Origin of the sequence: Brevundimonas sp. SPF441, assembly GCF_009661015.1 — a bacterium.
Classification (GTDB): domain Bacteria; phylum Pseudomonadota; class Alphaproteobacteria; order Caulobacterales; family Caulobacteraceae; genus Brevundimonas; species Brevundimonas vesicularis.
The window spans coordinates 55660-74916 of the sequence record NZ_WJWX01000010.1 but is presented as its reverse complement, the minus strand read 5'-3'; the positions used below and the strand labels follow the sequence as shown (position 1 = coordinate 74916).

Genomic DNA, 19257 nt, shown 5'->3' with positions numbered 1-19257 from the left:
AAGTCAGGCCAGCCCTTACTGAGGGCTCGCCATGGCTCTTGCGACCGCGTCCTGCATCTCCACCCTCAAGCCGGCCCACTCGCTTTCGGGCCTCAGCTTGCCCTCACATTGCTGTTGAAGGTGGCCCACGGGATAGACGTAGCTTTCCGATCGCTGCGCTGCGGCGCCGATCTCTTGAGGCCCGACAAAAATGCCAAGGTCGGCAAGCCGACTTTCGGTGGCCATGCGGGCGGCGACCATCGATGACACGAGCGCGTCTGGGACAGGCGCCGCGCATCTCACGGCGTCGTATCGATAACGGACCATCGCCAGTGCGTAGAGGTCAGACGCCTTCTGTCGATCATGATCCGCCCAAGCCACCGAAGCCACGAACAGACAGAGAGGCTGAGCGTCGCCACGACCGTTCCAAAGCGCCACACGATCGTCGTCGGATAGAGAGGCGCCAATAAATTTCGAGCATTGGCCCAGGGTGTTCGAGGCAACCGGCTGGATACCCTGGACAGCGCTGTCTTCACGCCTATTTTCGACCGAAGTGGCGGGTTCTGACCCGCAACCCAAAAGGCCCGCGGCGACAAGCAGGGGGACAAGAACTTTCAAGATGCTCACCTTCGTCAATGTCGCCCTCCGATCCGCAGCCCGGCTATGAAACTGGCGTCAGCCTAAACCAGCACAAGCAGCGCGGCATAGACGCGATCATCCAAAGTCGCCGCCCCCGTCTTCACCGCCTCGAGCCCGCGCGATCCGATAGGGCCCCGCACGCATCGCCAGCGGCCTCCCCTTCCAGCTCAGTCGCACCGCGCCCTCGTTCAACATGGCATCCACCGCGGCGTGAACGTCAGGCATCGCCTCGCGCCACGCGCCGTCTTCGCCCGCGACCACCCGCGCGACCTCGCTGGGGCAGACGGTGGCGTCCTCGGCCCGGGCGGCCAGCAGCGCCAGCGTCGCCTCGCGCGAGTCCATGACGGACGGCGCGCCTACAGCGCCCCTTCGATCTCGGTCTGATAGCCGAACAGCCCCTGCGCTCCACCAGTGTGCAGGAAGACCACCGTCTCGCCCTTGAACCGGCCGGCGCGCGCCAGGGCGATCAGCCCCTTCATCGCCTTGCCGGAATAGACCGGGTCCAGCACGATCCCGTCCAGACGCGCGACCAGGGTCAGGGCGTCGATCACCCCCTGGTCGATCAGGCCATAGCCCTCGCCGACATAGTCGCAGTCGGCGACCACCTGCTCGCGCGTCACCCGTCCCGGCTGCCCCAGCAGGGCGGCCGTCTCCTCGGCCAGTTTGAAGACGTTCGCCTCCTGCTTGTCCTTGGGCGCCCGCACACCGATGCCCAGCACGGGAATGTCCGCCCCCATGACCGCCAGCCCGGCGACCAGACCGGCGTGGGTGCCCGCGCTGCCCGTCGCCGTCACGATCCGGTGGACCTCCAGATCCATCTCATCGGCCTGGACCACGATTTCCCGCGCGCAATCGACATAGCCCAAAGCCCCCGTAGGGTTCGATCCGCCGCCGGGAATGACATAGGGCTTGCCGCCCCGCGCCCGCACCTCGGCCGCCGTCTTCTCCAGCTCGGCGACCATGTCCGTCCCGCCCGGCACGGTGCGCAGGGTCGCGCCGAACAGCCGGTCCAGCAGCACGTTTCCGTTGCCGACATAGTCCGTTGCCTTGGACCCCGTCCGCTCTTCCAGAATGATCTCGCACGCCAGACCGTGGGCCGCCGCCGCCGCCGCCGTCTGGCGCACATGGTTCGATTGCACCGCCCCTTGCGTCACCAGCGTGTCGGCGTCCTGTTCGAACGCCGCGCCCAGCAGGAACTCCAGCTTGCGGGTCTTGTTGCCGCCGCCGGCCAGGCCGGTGCAGTCATCGCGCTTGATCCACAGATCCAGGCCCAGCTCTTCCGACAGGCGGGGCAGCGGCTCCAGCGGCGTCGGCAGATGGGCCAGGCGGATGCGGGCAAAACGGGCGAGATGCATGGGACGGTTTCCTGTTCGCCGTCTTGATAGCCCGCGCCCGTGACATTCAAAAGCGCCAGCCAAGCCGCCGCCCCTTCGCCCGCCTCGACCTCAGCCCGGCGCGCCGGCCTCGGCCACACGCGTCGGGGCGACGAAGGCGGCGTCGCACAGGGCCTGGGCGAAGGCGTGGGACGTGACCGCCTGCCTGTCCATCAAGGCGTCCAGCACCCCGGCGCCCGCATCCACCGTCACGACCAGCGGATAACGCCCGACCACCTGACCGCCCTGCGCCGGATCGCGCAGCTCGGCGGTCGCCCGCATCCGGTGTTCGGCGCGATCGCCGGCCAGAATGGCCAGGCGCGGCGCCCGGCTCAGCGCCTCGACGTGGATGCTCAGGTTCAGCCGATGCCGGCCGCCGGCGCACAGCCCCATTTCGTTCAGCACCTCGTCGTTGAAGGTGTCGGCGAAGTCGTCCTCGGCGTCCAGCCAGCCGGTCGTGGTTGTGACGCTGCCGATCCGCGCCTGCTCGGCCATGGCGGGCGACAGGGCCATCGGCGCGCCGCCGACATCCACCGAGGCGCAGGCCGTCAAGCCCGCGCACGCCAGAACCGCGATCACGGCGGTCGTCTTGATCTCTTTCATCGTTCCCTCTCCCTAGAGTTGATACCAAGCTTGGCTGCGATGAACGCCGCCTGAACGTCGTTCGACAAGCGGTCCGGAGCCAAAGCCGGCGTCCAAGCGTTGCCGTCGCATGACCGCCGCCGCGCCCCCTTTGGATCTGCAACGCGAGCGCGCCTATGTCCGCGATCTGGGCCGCGCCTTCGCCGGCGCCCTGGTGTTCAACATCCCGCTGTTGATGACGATGGAGATGTGGGCGCAGGGCGTGATCATGGACCGCTGGCGGTTGCTGACCTTCATTGTCGCCGGCCTGCCGCTGCTTTACGGCCTGGCCTATTACGCCGGCTTCTCAAAGCGGCGCGGCCCGGTCAACGATGCGCTGGACACCGCCGTGGCCCTGGCGGTCGGCTTCATCACCGCGTCGGTGCTGCTGATCCTGTTTGGTGTCGTCGAATGGGACGCGCCGCCGCGCGAGGGCCTGGGCATGGTCGCGCTTCAGGCCATTCCCGGCGCCATGGGCGCGCTTCTGGCCCGGCGTCAGCTCAGCGGCGACGGCGGAGGCGACACGGATGAAGATCAGGCCTCCTATTTCGGCGAACTGTTCCTGATGGCGGCCGGCGCCCTGTTCTTCGCCCTGAACGTGGCCCCGACCGAAGAGATGATCCTGATCGCCTACAAGGCCACGCCCGCCCACATCCTGGCCTTGATCGCCGTCTCCATCCTTCTGCTCCACCTGATCGTCTTCAAGGCGGGCTTCGCCGGTCAGGAAGAGGCCGATCATCCGATCAAGGCCTTCCTGCATTTCACCCTGCCCGGCTACGCCATCGCCCTGGCCGTCAGCCTGTTCACCCTGTTCCTGTTCGGCCGCACCGACGGCCATGCCGTCGCCGGCGTGGTCCAGACCATGGTCGTCCTGGGCTTCCCCGCCGCCATCGGCGCCGCCGCCGCCCGTCTGTTGGTCTGACCCCATGCCCACGAAGACAAAGCCCGCCGCATCGACCCGCCCTCTGTTGCAATGGGGCATGGCCTTGCTCGGCGCCGTCATCACCCTGACCGCCATCGGCATCGTGGTGTGGGAGGCGCTCCAACCCACGGCCCCGCCCGCACTCAGCGCCCGCATCGTCGCCGTGGACGTCACCGCCGCAGGCCAGGTCGCGACCGTCCGGGTCCAGAACGACGGCGACGACACCGCCGCCGCAGTGGATATCGAAGGGGTTCTGGGCGACCAGACCGCGACCGCCAGCCTGGACTACGTCCCCGGCCACGGCCACGCCAAGGCCTACCTCCGCTTCGACGCCGATCCGCGCGCGGCGGCCGTCTCGGTCAAGGGCTGGTCGGCGCCTTGACTAATCTGGCGCAATTCATCCCTCTATCTTCGTGCTGCGGGAGGGTATCGATTGCTGGCTTTTGTTGTCTTCGTGCTTTTGGGTACGTCGGACGTAGTGAAGGTGGAGCCGGACGGCGTTGGCCGTTGGCGCATGACGATCACCGCCTCAGATGAAACTGATCCGCTCCGTTTAGCTGAACGCCTTCGCCCCGCCGCTGCCAATCTCTGCGGGGCAAAGGGGTTCTATTTCGATCATTATACTTTTACGCTCGATCAACAGGTGCTGGAACGTCAAAGCTCTGCCAAACAGAGTGACAAGATGACCCTGGTTCAAGATGTTGTTTGCGCATCTTTGCCGGCTGTGGCTACTGAGCCCCTGCCCGCGCCGCCTCTGACCGAGGCGGAAACCCTCGCCCTGAATGCTCGACTCGAAGCTCTGACAACGGGCTATTTTTCAGCCTTGGACGAGGGCCGATATGCTGATGCCTTCGTCACGGCTGATGACGCGATGACCGGCGGCGCCACGCTGTCGGACTGGAGTGAGCAGCAGAAGCGATTTCAGGCTTCCGCCGGCGCCGTCACCGAACGCCGGATCGGTCGATTGACTTGGTACTCCAATCCTCCCAACGCGCCATTCGGCCATTACGGCGCGGTTGATTACGTCGCTTCGCGGGCGCTTCAGGACGAGTGCGGCTATCTGATTTGGTATCGCCCTAGCGCCGACGCAGCCCTACGGCTCATTCGACAGGAAACGACGCTATTGCCGCACAACCTTCCCGCCGAAACGCGAGATACTCTGCGCAAGGCGCACTGCATCCTACTGTAGAACGTCACGCCGCCTGGGCCAGCACCGCGTCCTGCATCCGCTCGACCGTCTGCTGGGGCGCGCCGGCGCCGTCCACCGTGGCCCGCAGCGTCTCTTCCAGCGCCGGGGTCACGCGCACGCTGGCCATGGCCCAGCCGGAAAAGCCGCGCGCCGGGATCGGCTTGCGCTCGATCACCACCACCTCGTCATGGCGCGGATCGCCCGCCAGGCGCGTCATCAGCCGGTCCAGATCCTGCGCTGCGCCCTCCAGCACCTGCAGGAACCGCCCGTCGTGGATCAGCAGCGCCCCGGTCAGGTCGTCGCGCGCATTGTTCCGCTGCGACGTGGCCAGGATGTCCACCTGCATCATCAGGCTGTCGGCGTTGCCCCGCGCGCGGCTGGTGTAGAGGACGCGTTCCAGGTTCAGGCTCATATCCTCGTTTCACTCCGCCGACGCCGGCATCCGGCCCAAGCTTTGCGCATAGCCCAATAAATCCGCCGCGCCTACAAGGACTTATGTGCGGCCTGAATCCGCTCGAAACCTAACGACCGTCACGTTCTGAACGCCACAGAAAACGTGCGAAGCTTTCCCAGATTCCCGTCTGTGTTCCCGCGCGACGAACCTCCATGTCTGGCCCCGTGATTTCTGCCGTCTGGTCCCGCAAACGGCCATCGACGGTCGCGAGTTGCGCGCGGTATTGGCGCATGATCGAGGCATCCATCCGCCGATCAGCTCTTGCAAACCAGTCGTCGACTCCAAACCGCAAGGCGGCACGCGTTTGGGCCGCACAAACTAAAATTCCGCGCTTGTTCATCTCGGGGGTCGTCGAGGCCCATCCACGGACGCAACGGTCGGTAATGGCTCCGGCGCACTGGGAGAAGGCCGCCTCGTCTGCGCCGGCTGGCAGTTCAGTCATGCAATGCAGGACAGATCGCTTCGTGTGCTCGCTCGCACACTCACCCGGATCAGGCCCATCCGCACAAGCGATCGCCTGTTGAACCTGAGCGGCGGTGAATGTCGGCGTCGGCAGAGTTTGCGCCCCTTGAACAAGCGTGGCCATCACGAACGCAGCGATCATTGGTTGCAGCCCTGAAGTTGTAGACGGAACAGAGAACGACGCTCTACGGACGCTCGCCTTCTGCGTCTAGGTTTCTGCGAAATACGCGCTATCATGCAGGCGTTCTCCGGGGGGTCGCAATCGAGCGGCTGAGATAGAGGTTTCTCCTCTGACCCGTCGAACCTGATCCGGGTCATGCCGGCGAAGGGATGAGTACGCTTCTGGTCCACGCTACAGGACCCTCGCGCCCGACGTCGGCGGACCTCAAACCGCTTGAGGCCGCCATGAACATCCAAGTCACCCCGCCCGTCCTGCCCGAAGAGCCCAATGTCGAGTTGGCTCTAAAAGACGCCCGCGAGGAGGTCATGCGCGAGACCGGGACCATCCCGACCGGCGAACGGGCCGGCAGCCGCAAGGTCTATGTCGCCGGCGAACTCTATCCCGACATCCGCGTCCCCTTCCGCGAGGTCGCCGTCCACGCATCCGCCAACGAGCCGCCGGTGACCATCTATGACTCATCGGGTCCCTACACCGACCCGACCGTGACCATCGACATCAAGCGCGGCCTGCCCCGCGTCAAATCCAGCTGGCAGCTGGATCGCGGCGACATCGCCCCCGTCGCCAACCCGCGCGAGGTCAAGCCCGAGGACAACGGCCATGCGTCCGGCCGCCACCTGGCCCCGCGCTTCGACACCTCCCACCACCGCGTCTTCAAGGGCGTCGAGGGCCGCCCGGTCACCCAGTACGAATACGCCCAGGCCGGGATCATCACGCCCGAGATGGAATATGTCGCCATCCGCGAGAACCTGCGCCGCGAGCAGAACAGCCCCTGCATCCGCGACGGCGAGGACTTCGGCGCCGCCATCCCCGACTTCGTGACGCCCGAGTTCGTCCGGCAGGAGATCGCGCGCGGCCGCGCCATCATCCCGCACAACATCAACCACCCTGAGGTCGAGCCGATGATCATCGGCCGCAACTTCCTGGTGAAGATCAACGCCAACATCGGCAACTCAGCCGTCCTAAGCTCCGTCGACGACGAGGTCGACAAGCTGGTCTGGGCCACCCGCTGGGGCGCCGACAACGTCATGGACCTGTCGACGGGCAGGAACATCCACAACATCCGCGACTGGATCATCCGCAACAGTTCCGTCCCCATCGGCACAGTCCCCATCTACCAAGCGCTGGAGAAGGTGAACGGCGTCGCCGAGGATCTGACGTGGGAGGTGTTCCGCGACACCCTGATCGAACAGGCCGAACAGGGCGTGGACTATTTCACCATCCACGCCGGCGTGCGCCTGCCCTTCGTGCCGATGACGGCCAAGCGGGTGACGGGCATCGTCAGCAGAGGCGGCTCCATCATGGCCAAATGGTGCCTGGCCCACCACAAGGAGAGCTTCCTCTACGAGCATTTCGAGGACATCTGCGACATCATGCGCGCCTATGATGTCAGCTTCAGCCTGGGCGACGGCCTGCGCCCCGGCTCCATCGCCGACGCCAATGACGAGGCCCAGTTCGCCGAGCTGCGGACCCTGGGCGAACTGACCAAGATCGCCTGGGCCAAGGGCTGCCAGGTCATGATCGAGGGCCCCGGCCACGTGCCGATGCACAAGATCAAACAGAATATGGACGAGCAGCTGAAGCACTGCCACGAGGCGCCCTTCTATACGCTTGGCCCGCTGACCACCGACATCGCGCCGGGCTATGACCACATCACATCGGCCATCGGGGCGGCCATGATCGGCTGGTTCGGCACGGCCATGCTCTGCTACGTCACGCCCAAGGAGCACTTGGGCCTGCCGGATCGTCAGGACGTCAAGGACGGCGTCATCACCTACAAGATCGCCGCCCACGCCGCCGACCTGGCCAAGGGCCACCCCGCCGCCCGCCTGCACGACGACGCCCTGTCACGCGCCCGGTTCGAGTTCCGCTGGGAGGATCAGTTCAACCTGGGTCTGGACCCCGAAACCGCCCGCAAATACCACGACGCCACCCTGCCCAAGGAGGCCCACAAGACCGCCCACTTCTGCTCCATGTGCGGCCCCAAGTTCTGCTCGATGAAGATCAGCCAGGACATCCGCGACGCCGCCAAGGCCCAGAACGACGCCGGCGCCTCCCTGTCGGAAGCCGAAGCCGGCATGGCCGAAATGAGCGCGAAGTTCCGGGCTGGGGGTGGCGTGGTGGAGGTGAAGGTGTGAGGGGCTCGAACCTAACCAGCCCTAGATGATCAGAGCTCAACTATCGCGAGAAGCCGGTTGACACAGAGCCGGCTGCGTAGAAACCTGCGCGGCTAAGTGATTGCGGCCGTGATAGGCTGGTCGTCGAGCGGGGATGCCATCAACGTTTTCCCAATCCATTTCGATGTGCCAGGACATGAATTGCCCTTGTCCGCATTCGTGGACACATCGACTCAAACCGAAGCTGTCATACGCGCGCTGAGCCAAGAGCTCTTCGATGGTCAGCTACAATTTCAAATCGTTGTCCTGCCTCCGAGCGAAGGATCATTTCTCACACGTCTTGGAGTGATCTTGCTTGCGGGGTGGGGCATCGTGTGGACCTTCACTGAAAGTGATGTCGGGCAAGCATTCATCAAGGGCCTGACGGGCGCAGAACCTGCCCATTGGGCTGAGAAGGTTGGCGCAGCCGCTAGAAGTGCTCTTACGGAAAACGACGACCAGAACGCAGAGCGAGAAGCCGCAAATGTGATCGTGTGTGAGGCTGCAAAGGCTTTTCTCGCCACTCCGAATAGCGACCTTAAGCAAGTAGGCATTTCAGAATTTCGATTCCGGAGTGCCTATGAGGCTAAGAACGCCTTCTACGAAAGTTGTGATCTTGTACCACAGCTTTCTGGGGTGGGCTTTGATGAGCGGCCATTTTTCCCAATTAATAAGACTGATTTTCCTAAATATCAGTCGTTGCTTCCGCCGAAAAATGAAGAGTTTGAACAACCATGGTTTACTTCCATTACTCAGCTGAGAGTCACTTCGCCTAACTGGAACCGTGAAGACGGCGCGCGACAGTGGAAGGCTCGTGACCGTCATGGCCGAGACAGGTACTTTCGTGTTGAGGATGAGGACTTTTGGCACCGAATAGCTGACGACTCGATTGATACTCATGTCATCGACACAATGACTGTCCAATGGGCATTTCAGGGGCGGCCGGACCAACCGAAGAATTGCCGAGACCTCAAGGTATTAGAATTCAATGGTACAGTCTTAGCCCACCCCCTTCCTGACGAAGCTATCGCCTCAATGTTGGGAGATTCAACTCAGATGATGTCTGAGCATCCCGACTTGTTTTCTTAGTAATGCTCTTAAGTTTCACGTGAAGAGAATACGTGAATATTCCTAAACAGCCAGTCCGGCAGGCAAGACCACCTTCCTCAACCGCTTCCTGCGTCAGCGGGCAGAGGCGTTTCGGTTCGTGAACCCGGACGCGGCCTCCCTCTCCCGTTGGGAGAGGGCTTGAGCGCCTGGGAGCCGTCAGGCGATCAGACTTGCGTGAAAGGGTGAGGGTCGGACCTCGCCGTTGACGCACGACCCTCACCCTTTCGGCTTCGCGCATCGCTGACGCTCTGCGAGCCTCAAGCCCTCTCCCAACGGGAGACGGACGGTCGTTGCGGCTTCTGCTAGATTGGGGACCGCGATGAACAAGATGCTGATCGACCACGAAACTGCGCTGAAGGCCGCCCGCCGCGCCGCCGAGATGGCCAAGCATGGCACGCGCGAGGAGCAGTCCGGCAAGTTCCTGCCGCCGCCCGGCTGGAAGGGCCATCTGGTCACCGCCGCCGACACCGCGCCTGCACCGAAAAAGCGGGCCTAGACTTTCCCTCGCCCAACGGGAGAGGGAATGCACAGCTAGCCACCCTACCTATGCACGACGTCCCTGCCCCGGCCGTTGAAATCCCTCGCGTTTCGCGAAATCGACGGCCTCTACCCGATCACCCTTCGGGGCGGCCTTAGACTGGCGGCGCGTCCTGTGTCGGGCGCGGGCGACAGGCCGGGGATGGGATGGACGACGACCACAGCTATGACGACGGTGGGTTCGAGGGGCCGCGCGATCCGTTTTACGATGCGATGACCCAGCAGGCGCTGGATCAGATCCGCATCCTGCGCGAGGCGGGTCTGGAGCAGACGTATCGCGACGCCCTGCATCACGATTCCTCGCCCGAGGCCGAGGCGGCCTTCTGGCGCGCGCACGGCCTGCCGATGCATCTGCTGCGGCTGCCCGATCTGGTCACATCGGACCCCGCCGCGCGCGCGGCCGACCGGGTGCAGAACCGCGCCTATCGCCGCCTGTCGAAGGAGGCGTGGGAGGCGGCGGGCACGGCCTATCTGGCCGGCTCCACGGCCGAGGAGGTCAGCGCCGTCTATGGCATGGCGGTCAGCACCTTTCGCGCCCGCGCCAAGGACGAAGGCTGGCGGCGCGAGGATCAGCCCGATCCCCTTCGCGAGCCCATCGACCTGGAGGCCGAGACGGCCGACGGTTTGCCCGACTATGGCGCCATGGCGGCCCACGCCCTGGTGCGGCTGAACCGGGCGCTTCAGGCCGGGCGCGCGCTGGAGGCCGCGCGCTGGGTGCGGCTGCACGCCGACCTGACCCGGATGGCGGCCGCCCCGCCCGCACCTTCGTCTCAGCCCCCGCCGAAGCCGCCGGCGCCGCCCCCGGTGCCGCCCAAGGAACCCGACCTGGGCGAACGCGCCGCCGCCGTCGCCGAGGAGATCGGCCAGATCGCCCGCGAAGCCTGCGCCCTCAAACGCGGCGACTACGCCGGCCGCGACGCCCTGATGGCCCGCCTCGAGGCGCTCGACGACCTGAAACCGGCCCCGACATCAGACGAATTAGACGAAATAGACGGTGTTTTTGTGGGGGCGGGGTCTAAAGCCGAACCGCCGGGCTGAACGTGAATCGTGAGTGGTGAATCGTGAAAAGAGGCGCGCCTATTCACCAATCACCACTCACCATTCACCCCCCTCACACCTCCGACGCGATCTTGCGCAGGGCCTCTTCGAACACCGAGGCCGGCTGGCCGCCCGAGATCAGATATTTGCCCTCGACCACCACGGCCGGGACCGAGGTGATGCCGCGCGCACGCCACAGATCCTCGGCCTGGCGCACGGCCTGGGCGTAGCGGCCCGAGGCCAGGACCTCGCCCGCCTCGGCCCGGTCCAGCCCGGCCTTTTCGGCGGCGGTGGTCAGGACGCCGGCGTCGGTCAGGTTGCGGTTCTCGGTGAAGTGGGCGGTGAACAGCGCCTGTTTCAGGGCCTTCTGCTTCTTTGGCGCCGTCTCATGCGCCCAGTGCAGCAGCCGGTGGGCGTCGAAGGTGTTCCAGATGCGGCTGTCGTCGGTCATGCGCATGTCGAAGCCCACCTCGCCCGCCCGCTCGCGGATCATGGCGCGGTTGGCGGCGGACTGCTCAGGGCTCGCGCCGTATTTGCGGCCGATGTGTTCGACGATGTTCTCGCCCTCGGGCGCGATCTGGGGGTTCAGCTCGAATGGCTGGAAGGCGATGTCGGCGGCGATCCCCTCGGCCTTCAGGGCGTCCAGGGCCGTGTCCAGCCCGCCCAGTCCCACCACGCACCAAGGGCAGACGACGTCGGAGACGAAGTCGATCTTCAGGGTCTTGAGCGGAGCGTTCATGGCGCGGCCTTCTGGAACAGCGTGTGTTGCTTTCCGGATATGGCGACGCCGCGCGGCGCGACAAGTCTCAGCCCAGGCTCAAATCCCTGGGCGGGCGAATCCGCCGCCAGCGCGCCTCCACGAAGGCGAAGGCGCCGAAGGCCATCAGCCCCGCCGCCGTCAGCCCCAGGATCCACGATCCGCCCGGCTGGGCCTCCAGCGCGTCCAGCGCCGCCGCCGTCGTCGTCACCTCGCCCGAGCGCGCATGCAGCCCCGCCAGAACCACGAACACCCCCAGCGGCAGATAGGCGAACCCGCGCGCCGCATAGCCCGCCCGCGCCAGCGCCGTCGCCGTGCCGCAGAAGGCCTTGGGGCACGCCAGGGCGTCGTCGAAGTCGTCGCGGACGGCCCTGACGATATTGCCCACGCCGACGCCCAGCACCACCAGCCCCGCCCCGATCAGCAGCACCTCGCCGAACGGCATCCCCAGCAGCATGGCCGCCTTCTCCTGGTTCTCGGCTACGCTCTCGGCCTGGGCCGCAGAGGCGTTCGTCGCCTCGCCGAACTCGTCCAGATATTCGAACACCCCCGACGCCAGCACGCCGTAGAACAGGCCGCTGACCGCCTGGCCCGCGCGCGTTGTCCAGCCCTTCAAGTCGCTGCCCTCGTGATCCGCGTCGAACACCGCCTGCAAGACCCGCCAACCGACGAAGGCCCACAGGCCCAGCCCCAGCAGCACCAGCCAGACCTTGCCGAACGGCTGCTCGGCCAGCCAGCCCGCCGCCCCGCTGGTCCCCACCGCATCGCCGATCCGGTCCGTCGCCGCCAGCAGGGTCAGCGCCCCGGCCGACAGGTAAACGAAGCCTCGCGCCCCATAGCCGACCCGCGCCGCCCATTCGATCAGGGTCGCCAGCGGCGGCAGGCGAAGGGTCTTGGCGGCGTTCATGATGTCTCCCACGTCAGGACGCCCTCAACGCGCCGGCCAAGGCAAAGGCTCCGCTTCGACCCTGTGTCGACATCCGACAGACACCGACGGGCGTATGCCGCTACGGTTCGCCTCCTTGGGAGCCGTTCGCGTGAACATCTACGAGTTTCACTTCTTCGACGAGGCGGATCGCCGTCCGCTGCTCGACTTCTTCGACGGCGCCGACGACGCCACGGCGTTGGAAGCCGCGCGGTCGCAGCTGGCGCGCCATGCCTCCTGCGCAGGTGTCGAAGTGCTGGAAGCCGGGCGTCTGGTCGGCCGCGTCACCCGCTGAGCCTCGGCCACTCTCTGCCCGATCGCGTACACAACGCGGTAAAGACACGACTTTTCCCCAGAAAGCCGCGTGATATATAGCAACGCTGTGTCGAGATTCGACAGACGCCACGCTCAGATCGCCTTATGCGCGAACTTATGAACCGCCTCTCGCCTGGCAACCGATTGATCCAAGGGCTGAACCCCGACGATCGCGACGCTCTCCTCGCCATCGCCACTCCGGTGGAATTCGCGCCCGGCCATGTGTTCAGTGAGCCTGACGACGCCATCGAACACCTGCATTTCATCGACAGCGGCTTCTGCTCCTCGGTCGCAGTGCTGGAGGACGGCCGCACCGTGGAGACCGTGATGATCGGGCGCGAAGGCGTGCTGGGCGTCGTCGCCTCGGTCGTGCCGCACCATGCCCACACCCGCAGCGTGGCTCAGGTCGCCGGAACGGCGCGCCGGGTGGACGCCGCCAAGTTCCGCGCCCTGTCGGCTCAACGGCCGGGCGTTCGCGACGCCGTCGCCGAATACATGGCGCGGCTTCAGGGCGAGTTGGAGCAGTCGGCCGCTTGCAACGCTCTGCACCACGCCGGGCAGCGGTTCGCCAAATGGCTGCTGCGCTGCCATGACCGGGTCGAGGGCGACACCCTGAACCTGACGCAGGAGTATCTGGCCTCCATGCTGGGCTCGCAGCGGACCACGGTGAACGAGGCGGCGCAGGGGCTTCAGAAGGCGGGGGCCATCGCCTATTCGCGCGGCCGGATCACGGTGCTGGATCGCGCCGCCTTGGAGCGGGCGGCCTGCGAATGCTACCGCCGGGGCGGAGACCGGCAGCCCTAGTCGACCTGGGCGGCCGGCAGTTCAAGGACCGCCTTCAGCCCGCCCATGTCGCTGTCCGACAGCATCAGCCGCCCGCCGTAGGCGCGCGTCAGGTCGTCCACGATCGACAGGCCCAGGCCCGAACCCGGCGCGCTCTCGTCCAGCCGCGCGCCGCGCTGCATGACGGTGTCGCGCTGATCGGCCGGCAGGCCTGCTCCATCGTCCTCGACCACCAGGATCATCTGGCCCAAGCCGCTGCCACCCGCCGAGACGCGCACGCGGCGCCTGGAGAACTTGGCGGCGTTCTCGATCAGATTGCCCAGGATTTCCTGCAAATCCTGACGCTCGCCTAGGAAGGACAGGCTGTCGGGCGCGCGCCAGTCGATCTCGACGTTCTTGTCGCGGAAGACCTGTTCGATCATCACCGCCAGCTCGTCCAGCACCTCGGCGACGGGCGTCGTCTCGCCCAGACCGTGGGCGGCGCGGGCGGCGGCGCGGGCGCGGCGCAGGTGGTGATCGACCTGGCCCTGCATGATCTTGGTCTGGCGCCGCACCAACTCGGGCAGATCGCCCTCGCTCGTCCCCGCCTCGGCCAGCATGACGGAGATCGGCGTCTTCAGCGCATGGGCCAGGTTGCCGACGTGGGTGCGCTGGCGATCCACGACCTCCTGATTGTGATCCAGCAGGCGGTTCACCTGCTCGGCCAGGGGCTGGATTTCCTGAGGGTACGAGCGGCCAATCCGCGCCGACCTGCCCTTGCGCACATCCGCGATCTCATCGCGCAGGTCGAACAGGGGGCGCAGGCCGATCCGCACCTGGATGAAGACCGCCGATACGAGTCCGAGCCCCAAGATCAGGAAGGCGATCCAGGTCACGCGCGCGAACTGGCGTGTGTCTGCATCGACGTCGGAGCGATCCAGCGCGGCGATGAAGATGACCGGGTGTTCGTGCCGGGGGATGGACTTCATGCTGGCGGCGACGCGCAGCGGCTCGCGCGTCTCGGCGTCGTCCTTGGGGCCGGTGGTGTTGAAGGTGATGACGTCGCCGAAGGCCGCATCCAGCCGCGCGGGCAGGTCGGCGGGCAGGGCCAGGTCATAGCGCCACAGCGAGGTCGAACGCGCCAGACTGACCAACTGACCATTGGGGCGAACCTCCATGATCTGCCAGTATTTGCCCGACAGCAGCCGCAGAGTTCTGGCGTCCTGGATCTGCGGAATGGCCTCGCCTTGCGGCGTGCGACTGGCGCCGACCACGATCTCGTCGATCGTCTCGTTGAGCATGGCGCCCAGACGCCGCAGCGCGGATTCCTGAAAGGCCTGGGTCAGCACCAGCGCTGAAATGACCAGAGCGACCACGATCCAGGCCGAGGCCAGCCAGATCAGCCGGCGCGTCAGGGAGCGACCGGGGCGACCAAACCAGCGGCCCCAGTCGTGGAGCCCACCGGCGTTGGGTTTCGAAGCCGTCGCCTCGGTCACGCCGGGTCGGATTCGCCCGCCAGCGGCGTCAGCCGATAGCCGAGGCCGCGCACGGTCTCGATCCGGTCCGATCCGACCTTCTTGCGCACCCGGCCGATGAAGACCTCGATGGTGTTGGAATCGCGGTCGAAGTCCTGATCGTAAAGGTGTTCGACCAGTTCGGTGCGGCTGATGACGCGCCCCTGATGCATCATCATGTAGTGCAACAGCCGGTATTCCAGCGAGGTCAGGCGCAGGGGCTCGCCATTGACGCTGGCGCGCGCCGCGCGGGGATCCAGCCGCAAGCCGCCGCACGACAGCGTCGCCGAGGCGATACCCGCCGAGCGGCGCAGCAGCGCCCGCAGACGCGCCAGCAGCTCTTCGGTATGGAAGGGCTTGGTCAGATAGTCGTCGGCGCCGGCGTCGAAGCCCGCCACCTTGTCCGACCAGGCGCCGCGCGCCGTCAGGATCAGGACCGGCGTCGTCTTGCCCTCGCGCCGCCAGCGCTCCAGCACCGACACGCCGTCGATCTTGGGCAGGCCCAGGTCCAGGACGATGACGTCATAAGGCTCGTTCTCACCCAGATAATGGGCTTCTTCGCCGTCCGGTGCATGGTCCACGGCATAGCCCGCGTCGCCCAGCGCCGCCTTAAGCTGACGCGACAGATCCGCGTCGTCCTCGACCAGAAGCACGCGCATCAGTTCGGCCTGCGACGTTGATTGTTGTTGTCGGGACGCGCCTGTCCGGTCTGGCCGTCGACCACGACCTCCCGCACGCGCCCGTCGCGTTCGACCAGGACGGAATAGTTGCCGTCGCGGCGCGGTTGGGTGTCGATGGGACGACCGCCGCCGGCCTCGCCGCCACGACGACGGGCCTCGTCGGGACTGACGCGCGGACCACGGTCCTGCGAGCGCTGGTCCTGATCGCGCGACTGGGCCTGCGCCGACGTCGTCATGACGGGCGCGAAGGCCAGACCGAGAGCCAAGGCCAGGGCCGGAGGGGCGATCAGGAGAGGGGCGGGTTTGCGAAACATGGCGACCGATCTAGTCCCGATCATCTGAACGGGCGCTGAATACGTCGTATAGTTTAAAGCGAACGCTGCTCCAAACCGGAGACCAAATCAGAAGACGGCGGTGTGACGTCTTTTTCATCCAGATGAACCGAACCTGATCGATCCTGTTCAGAACCGGCTCAGTCGCCGGGTGCTCAAATCGCCTCATCGCTGGTCACCCCGACCGGCAGAACATTTGAGGAGATCGCCATGCGCAAGCTCATCGTCCCCGCCATCGCCCTGGCCGCCGCCTCGGTCGCCGCGCCGTCCTTCGCCCAATCCTATCACCACCGCCCGGCCCCGCCCCACCACGCCAGCTATGGCTCGTGGCAGTCGATCAACGCCCGCCAGGCCAACCTGGATCGCCGTATCGATCAGGGCGTCCGCAACGGCCAGCTGAGCCGCCGCGAAGCCACCCGTCTGCGCGGAGAGTTCAACAGCCTGCTGCGTCTGGAAGCCAACTATCGCCGCGGTGGCCTGACCGCTTGGGAACGCCAGGACCTGGACCGTCGCTTCGACCGCCTCTCGGCCCAGATCCGCTACGAACGCCGCGATTACGACAACCGTCGGGGCTAAGCCTTAAGCCAGAAAGATCAGAGGCGCGGTCGAAAGGCCGCGCCTTTCTTCTGTTCCAGCCTCAGTTATCGATCCTCAGACCGACGACATCGCAAGGCGACGATGGCGACCCCGGCAGGACTCCAACCTGCGACCTCGGCTTTAGGAAAGCCTTGCTCTATGCAGCTGAGCTACGGGGCCACGATCGACGCCGTAGCGGGTCGGGGCGGCGGGGGGAAGTCGGGGCGGCGAAAAAGTCGGCAGGCGGAGCGGCGAATGGCGGCTCGGGCGATTGTGGTTAAGGGGTCTTAACCTACCAGATATCGCGGTGAACAAAGGACGAAACGCGCGATGTCAGCGATTCGGTCCTGATTCGTTTCGCCCTTGTTCCGCCAGCACGGAACGGCCGTTAACCGATCGGCGGAACGTGGGCGGTCAGGGCGCGCAGGCCCTCCAGAAGGCGGTCGGAATCGGCGCTGGTCTGGCCCTGTGCGGCCAGGGTCAGGCGAAGCGCGCGGACGTGAACCTCGACCGACGGCCAGGACCAGACGCCGGCGCCCTTCATCCGGTCGGCGATCTCGCACAGGCTGAAGGCGGCCTCGAAGAAGGTCGGGACGTCCAGATAGCCGGCCATGTCGACCATGGCGGAAGCGAAGGCGTAGATTTGGTCCGGAGCGTCATGCGGGCGGGTGGCGCACAGGGCCTCGATGGCGTCGACGTTGGCCGTCAGCAGGGTGAAGACATGGTCGCGCTGTTCATCCAGCGCCTGGTTGGCGCGCGACTCGGCCTCGATGATCAGACGGCCGCCCGGCCGCGCCATCTGACGCTGGAGCGAGGTGTGGACGCGGCGGACGGTGGAGGGTTTGGGCGCGGCGACAGGTTCGGTCACAGGCTGACCTTCATCGGCTTCATCAGCATGTCGATCTCGTCCTGATCCATGTTTTCCTCGACCGCCTCGCCCAGATCACCGGTCAGGTCGCTTTCGCGACGACCATCGGTGCCGGGAGGCGGTCCGTAGTTGTGCACCCGGCGGTCGGGGCCGATGTAGTGCTCGGACTCGACGAAATCCCGATCCTCGCCCCCCAGCCAGATGATCCGTTTCAACAGCAGAGACGGCGACAGAGGTTTGGCGACGATAAAGCTGGCGCCACAGTCGCGGCCCTGGTGAACCTTGGCCTGCGAGGCGTGACCCAGGATCATGATGACGGGCACATAACGGGTCGGGGTGGGGGCGTCGCGCCGCAGCCAGCGCACGAAGTCATACCCGTCCATGTCCGGCATGATGCAGTCGATCAGGATCAGATCGACCGAGCGGCGCGCCAGCAGTTCGACGGCCGCCTGGGCCGAGGCGCACTTGATCTGCTCCTTGCAGCCGAAGCCCTGGACGATGGAACCCAGCATATCCAGCGACGTGGGCTGGTCGTCGATCAGAAGGACCGTGGTGTGCGCCAGATTGACCCGATCGCTCTTGGCCATGGCGTCAGAACAGCATGAGGTCGCCGGCGTCGGCGTTCGATTGCGGGCGATGCTCGCCGGCGGCGGGACGAAGGCGGCCGGCCATGTCGGCCAGCGACAGGCGGCTGACGGCCTCGGAAGGGCTGGCGCCGCCGCCCAGCATGCGCAGGACGCCGGACAGAGCCTCGAGGCGCTGGGTCAGGGCGTCCAGGGCCTGGGCCTGGGTCAGGGCGTTGGGACGTTCCTCGGGCGGGGCGCGGCGGACCAGATCACTGACCAGGGCCTCGATCCCGTCGATGCCTTCGCGCACCAGCATCAGCTCGTCCGCGACGGCGGCCAGCAGATCGGCGTGTTCGGGAGGGGCGCTCACGCTCAGAACAGTTCCAGGGCGCCGGTATCGACCGGGGCCATGACGGGCACGGGTTTGGGCGCGACGACGTCGGTGACGGCGCGCTGCAGGGCGCGGCCGGTGACGGGCCAGTAGTGCAGGCGCCGTCCGCCGTCGCCGCGCAGGCTGCCGCCCACGACGGGAATGCCTTCGTCGCGCAGGAATTTCTCGGCGAAGTCGGCGTTGCTGCGTCCCACGTCGCGCAGGCTGTCGAACATGCGGCCGCCGCCGAACAGCTTGGCCTCCAGCCGATCGCGACGGGCGCCGGCCTTGAGCATGTCGTTGATCAGAAGCTCCATCGCATAGGCGCCGTAGCGACGTCCCGCGTCGGTCCCTGCGCCCGAGCCCTCGGGCAGCAGGAAGTGGTTCATGCCGCCGACGCCTGCCAGCGGATCGCGCACGCACATGGCGACGCAGGACCCCAGGATGGTGCTGAGCACGACATTGGGATCGGACGTGATGAAATGCTCGCCCTGACCGACGTGAACGCGCTTTTCGACCGTGTCCTTCAGGGCGGCGAAACTCATGTCAGGGGACCGAAAACAGCTTCCAGCTTGCCCTTCAGCTGGGCGACGGTGAAAGGCTTGACCAGGTAGTTGTTGACGCCGAACTGCACCGCACGCTGGACCAGCTCGCGGTCGGCGCGGCCCGTCAGCATGATGAAGGCGGTCTTGGAGGTGGGGGGATGGGCGCGCACGGCGCGCAGCAGGCCCAGGCCGTCCAGGTTCGGCATATTGTAGTCGGAGATGATCAGGTGCGCGGGCTTGGACACTATCTCACGCAAGGCGATTTCGCCGTCGGCGGCCTCGCGGATCTCGCGCACGCCGAGCTGTTGCAAGCTGGTGCGCACCAGCGAGCGCATCGTCATCTGATCATCGACGACCAGGCAGTGGAGTGAGGCGGCGGCGGGCATAGG

Annotated in this window: 26 protein-coding genes, 1 tRNA gene and 1 riboswitch; of the genes, 10 read left to right on the top strand and 17 right to left on the bottom strand. The window is 66.2% G+C overall.

Features of this window, described 5'->3' with window-relative positions; genetic code table 11:
- Positions 1-15 precede the first annotated feature (15 nt).
- From GGC30_RS07955 to GGC30_RS07940, 4 genes are all read right to left on the bottom strand, one after another.
- Complete coding sequence (locus GGC30_RS07955) at positions 16-597, bottom strand: hypothetical protein (protein ID WP_153923363.1); 582 nt, start codon at positions 595-597, stop codon at positions 16-18.
- Between the two features lie 96 nt (positions 598-693).
- A complete protein-coding gene (locus tag GGC30_RS07950; RefSeq protein ID WP_153923362.1) occupies positions 694-960 on the bottom strand; it encodes a DUF3253 domain-containing protein in 267 nt (88 codons plus the stop codon).
- A gap of 14 nt (positions 961-974) precedes the next feature.
- The gene (locus tag GGC30_RS07945; protein ID WP_153923361.1) at positions 975-1973 is read right to left on the bottom strand and encodes a D-cysteine desulfhydrase; all 999 of its coding nucleotides are present in this window, start codon (positions 1971-1973) and stop codon (positions 975-977) included.
- A gap of 90 nt (positions 1974-2063) precedes the next feature.
- Positions 2064-2594 carry a hypothetical protein gene (locus tag GGC30_RS07940; protein WP_153923360.1) on the bottom strand — a complete coding sequence of 177 codons (531 nt, stop codon included), beginning with the start codon at positions 2592-2594 and terminating at the stop codon, positions 2064-2066.
- A 109-nt stretch (positions 2595-2703) separates the two neighbouring features.
- Between GGC30_RS07940 and GGC30_RS07935 the strand changes: the two genes are divergently transcribed.
- Genes GGC30_RS07935 through GGC30_RS07925 form a run of 3 tightly spaced genes read left to right on the top strand, consistent with a single transcriptional unit; the run spans position 2704 to position 4723 of the window.
- Positions 2704-3534, top strand: a complete 831-nt coding sequence (locus tag GGC30_RS07935) for a TIGR02587 family membrane protein (RefSeq protein WP_045809874.1) — start codon at positions 2704-2706, stop codon at positions 3532-3534.
- A 4-nt stretch (positions 3535-3538) separates the two neighbouring features.
- Positions 3539-3916 carry a hypothetical protein gene (locus tag GGC30_RS07930; RefSeq protein WP_153923359.1) on the top strand — a complete coding sequence of 126 codons (378 nt, stop codon included), beginning with the start codon at positions 3539-3541 and terminating at the stop codon, positions 3914-3916.
- A 51-nt stretch (positions 3917-3967) separates the two neighbouring features.
- Complete coding sequence (locus tag GGC30_RS07925) at positions 3968-4723, top strand: DUF4019 domain-containing protein (RefSeq protein ID WP_153923358.1); 756 nt, start codon at positions 3968-3970, stop codon at positions 4721-4723.
- A 4-nt stretch (positions 4724-4727) separates the two neighbouring features.
- On the opposite strand, the gene GGC30_RS07920 is transcribed toward GGC30_RS07925, so the two are convergent.
- Entirely contained in the window at positions 4728-5135 is a 408-nt protein-coding gene (locus tag GGC30_RS07920) for a BLUF domain-containing protein (protein ID WP_066554378.1), read from the bottom strand.
- A gap of 109 nt (positions 5136-5244) precedes the next feature.
- Positions 5245-5781 (bottom strand): hypothetical protein, encoded by a 537-nt coding sequence (locus tag GGC30_RS07915; protein ID WP_153923357.1) that lies wholly within the window; start codon positions 5779-5781, stop codon positions 5245-5247.
- Between the two features lie 97 nt (positions 5782-5878).
- A riboswitch (TPP riboswitch) is annotated at positions 5879-5988 on the top strand.
- A 137-nt stretch (positions 5989-6125) separates the two neighbouring features.
- Here GGC30_RS07915 and thiC point away from each other — a divergent pair.
- From thiC to GGC30_RS07895, 4 genes are all read left to right on the top strand, one after another.
- Positions 6126-7955, top strand: coding sequence for a phosphomethylpyrimidine synthase ThiC (gene thiC / locus GGC30_RS07910; RefSeq protein ID WP_153923393.1), 1830 nt, complete (start codon positions 6126-6128; stop codon positions 7953-7955).
- A 186-nt stretch (positions 7956-8141) separates the two neighbouring features.
- Entirely contained in the window at positions 8142-9062 is a 921-nt protein-coding gene (locus GGC30_RS07905; protein ID WP_153923356.1) for a hypothetical protein, read from the top strand.
- Positions 9063-9402: 340 nt separating this feature from the next.
- Complete coding sequence (locus tag GGC30_RS07900) at positions 9403-9579, top strand: hypothetical protein (RefSeq protein WP_153923355.1); 177 nt, start codon at positions 9403-9405, stop codon at positions 9577-9579.
- A 188-nt stretch (positions 9580-9767) separates the two neighbouring features.
- The gene (locus GGC30_RS07895; RefSeq protein WP_153923354.1) at positions 9768-10658 is read left to right on the top strand and encodes a hypothetical protein; all 891 of its coding nucleotides are present in this window, start codon (positions 9768-9770) and stop codon (positions 10656-10658) included.
- A 73-nt stretch (positions 10659-10731) separates the two neighbouring features.
- On the opposite strand, the gene GGC30_RS07890 is transcribed toward GGC30_RS07895, so the two are convergent.
- Together GGC30_RS07890 and GGC30_RS07885 are read right to left on the bottom strand one after the other, a co-directional pair.
- Complete coding sequence (locus GGC30_RS07890) at positions 10732-11397, bottom strand: DsbA family oxidoreductase (RefSeq protein ID WP_153923353.1); 666 nt, start codon at positions 11395-11397, stop codon at positions 10732-10734.
- A gap of 67 nt (positions 11398-11464) precedes the next feature.
- Positions 11465-12322 (bottom strand): DUF1206 domain-containing protein, encoded by an 858-nt coding sequence (locus GGC30_RS07885; protein ID WP_153923352.1) that lies wholly within the window; start codon positions 12320-12322, stop codon positions 11465-11467.
- A gap of 130 nt (positions 12323-12452) precedes the next feature.
- On the opposite strand from GGC30_RS07885, the gene GGC30_RS07880 reads away from it, so the two are divergent.
- Both GGC30_RS07880 and GGC30_RS07875 read left to right on the top strand, forming a co-directional pair.
- Complete coding sequence (locus GGC30_RS07880; RefSeq protein ID WP_055806575.1) at positions 12453-12635, top strand: hypothetical protein; 183 nt, start codon at positions 12453-12455, stop codon at positions 12633-12635.
- Between the two features lie 125 nt (positions 12636-12760).
- Positions 12761-13459, top strand: a complete 699-nt coding sequence (locus tag GGC30_RS07875; protein ID WP_153923351.1) for a Crp/Fnr family transcriptional regulator — start codon at positions 12761-12763, stop codon at positions 13457-13459.
- On the opposite strand, the gene GGC30_RS07870 is transcribed toward GGC30_RS07875, so the two are convergent.
- From GGC30_RS07870 to GGC30_RS07860, 3 genes are read right to left on the bottom strand one after another with little or no spacing between them, the layout of a single operon-like run.
- A complete protein-coding gene (locus GGC30_RS07870) occupies positions 13456-14913 on the bottom strand; it encodes a sensor histidine kinase (RefSeq protein WP_370451927.1) in 1458 nt (485 codons plus the stop codon). The two genes, GGC30_RS07875 and GGC30_RS07870, sit on opposite strands and share 4 nt — an antisense overlap.
- Positions 14910-15590, bottom strand: a complete 681-nt coding sequence (locus tag GGC30_RS07865) for a response regulator transcription factor (protein ID WP_017505887.1) — start codon at positions 15588-15590, stop codon at positions 14910-14912. The genes GGC30_RS07870 and GGC30_RS07865 overlap by 4 nt, the downstream gene beginning before the upstream one ends.
- Positions 15590-15925 carry a hypothetical protein gene (locus GGC30_RS07860; RefSeq protein ID WP_055806585.1) on the bottom strand — a complete coding sequence of 112 codons (336 nt, stop codon included), beginning with the start codon at positions 15923-15925 and terminating at the stop codon, positions 15590-15592. The genes GGC30_RS07865 and GGC30_RS07860 overlap by 1 nt, the downstream gene beginning before the upstream one ends.
- A gap of 228 nt (positions 15926-16153) precedes the next feature.
- On the opposite strand from GGC30_RS07860, the gene GGC30_RS07855 reads away from it, so the two are divergent.
- Complete coding sequence (locus GGC30_RS07855; RefSeq protein WP_091750079.1) at positions 16154-16519, top strand: hypothetical protein; 366 nt, start codon at positions 16154-16156, stop codon at positions 16517-16519.
- 103 nt (positions 16520-16622) lie between these two features.
- Here GGC30_RS07855 and GGC30_RS07850 read toward each other — a convergent pair.
- From GGC30_RS07850 to GGC30_RS07825, 6 genes are all read right to left on the bottom strand, one after another.
- Positions 16623-16699: transfer RNA gene (locus GGC30_RS07850), tRNA-Arg, on the bottom strand.
- Between the two features lie 208 nt (positions 16700-16907).
- On the bottom strand, positions 16908-17387 hold the full coding sequence (locus GGC30_RS07845; protein WP_055806615.1) for a hypothetical protein: 480 nt from the start codon (positions 17385-17387) through the stop codon (positions 16908-16910).
- Positions 17384-17974, bottom strand: a complete 591-nt coding sequence (locus GGC30_RS07840; protein WP_045811566.1) for a response regulator — start codon at positions 17972-17974, stop codon at positions 17384-17386. The genes GGC30_RS07845 and GGC30_RS07840 overlap by 4 nt, the downstream gene beginning before the upstream one ends.
- Before the next feature lie 4 nt (positions 17975-17978).
- Positions 17979-18323: a hypothetical protein gene (locus tag GGC30_RS07835; RefSeq protein WP_045811565.1), complete on the bottom strand. Its 345-nt coding sequence runs from the start codon at positions 18321-18323 to the stop codon at positions 17979-17981.
- 2 nt (positions 18324-18325) lie between these two features.
- Entirely contained in the window at positions 18326-18868 is a 543-nt protein-coding gene (locus GGC30_RS07830) for a chemotaxis protein CheD (RefSeq protein ID WP_055753918.1), read from the bottom strand.
- Entirely contained in the window at positions 18865-19254 is a 390-nt protein-coding gene (locus tag GGC30_RS07825; RefSeq protein ID WP_039246211.1) for a response regulator, read from the bottom strand. The genes GGC30_RS07830 and GGC30_RS07825 overlap by 4 nt, the downstream gene beginning before the upstream one ends.
- Positions 19255-19257 lie beyond the last annotated feature (3 nt).

What these genes read in the sequence shown, in the direction of transcription:
- GGC30_RS07950 (WP_153923362.1), bottom strand. Translation starts at nt 960, where the DNA reads ATGGACTCGCGCGAGGCGACGCTGGCGCTGCTGGCCGCCCGGGCCGAG.
- GGC30_RS07945 (WP_153923361.1), bottom strand. Translation starts at nt 1,973, where the DNA reads ATGCATCTCGCCCGTTTTGCCCGCATCCGCCTGGCCCATCTGCCGACG.
- GGC30_RS07940 (WP_153923360.1), bottom strand. Translation starts at nt 2,594, where the DNA reads ATGAAAGAGATCAAGACGACCGCCGTGATCGCGGTTCTGGCGTGCGCG.
- GGC30_RS07935 (WP_045809874.1), top strand. Translation starts at nt 2,704, where the DNA reads ATGACCGCCGCCGCGCCCCCTTTGGATCTGCAACGCGAGCGCGCCTAT.
- GGC30_RS07930 (WP_153923359.1), top strand. Translation starts at nt 3,539, where the DNA reads ATGCCCACGAAGACAAAGCCCGCCGCATCGACCCGCCCTCTGTTGCAA.
- GGC30_RS07920 (WP_066554378.1), bottom strand. Translation starts at nt 5,135, where the DNA reads ATGAGCCTGAACCTGGAACGCGTCCTCTACACCAGCCGCGCGCGGGGC.
- GGC30_RS07915 (WP_153923357.1), bottom strand. Translation starts at nt 5,781, where the DNA reads ATGATCGCTGCGTTCGTGATGGCCACGCTTGTTCAAGGGGCGCAAACT.
- thiC (WP_153923393.1), top strand. Translation starts at nt 6,126, where the DNA reads ATGCGCGAGACCGGGACCATCCCGACCGGCGAACGGGCCGGCAGCCGC.
- GGC30_RS07900 (WP_153923355.1), top strand. Translation starts at nt 9,403, where the DNA reads ATGAACAAGATGCTGATCGACCACGAAACTGCGCTGAAGGCCGCCCGC.
- GGC30_RS07895 (WP_153923354.1), top strand. Translation starts at nt 9,768, where the DNA reads ATGGACGACGACCACAGCTATGACGACGGTGGGTTCGAGGGGCCGCGC.
- GGC30_RS07890 (WP_153923353.1), bottom strand. Translation starts at nt 11,397, where the DNA reads ATGAACGCTCCGCTCAAGACCCTGAAGATCGACTTCGTCTCCGACGTC.
- GGC30_RS07885 (WP_153923352.1), bottom strand. Translation starts at nt 12,322, where the DNA reads ATGAACGCCGCCAAGACCCTTCGCCTGCCGCCGCTGGCGACCCTGATC.
- GGC30_RS07875 (WP_153923351.1), top strand. Translation starts at nt 12,761, where the DNA reads ATGCGCGAACTTATGAACCGCCTCTCGCCTGGCAACCGATTGATCCAA.
- GGC30_RS07865 (WP_017505887.1), bottom strand. Translation starts at nt 15,590, where the DNA reads ATGCGCGTGCTTCTGGTCGAGGACGACGCGGATCTGTCGCGTCAGCTT.
- GGC30_RS07860 (WP_055806585.1), bottom strand. Translation starts at nt 15,925, where the DNA reads ATGTTTCGCAAACCCGCCCCTCTCCTGATCGCCCCTCCGGCCCTGGCC.
- GGC30_RS07855 (WP_091750079.1), top strand. Translation starts at nt 16,154, where the DNA reads ATGCGCAAGCTCATCGTCCCCGCCATCGCCCTGGCCGCCGCCTCGGTC.
- GGC30_RS07840 (WP_045811566.1), bottom strand. Translation starts at nt 17,974, where the DNA reads ATGGCCAAGAGCGATCGGGTCAATCTGGCGCACACCACGGTCCTTCTG.
- GGC30_RS07830 (WP_055753918.1), bottom strand. Translation starts at nt 18,868, where the DNA reads ATGAGTTTCGCCGCCCTGAAGGACACGGTCGAAAAGCGCGTTCACGTC.
- GGC30_RS07825 (WP_039246211.1), bottom strand. Translation starts at nt 19,254, where the DNA reads ATGCCCGCCGCCGCCTCACTCCACTGCCTGGTCGTCGATGATCAGATG.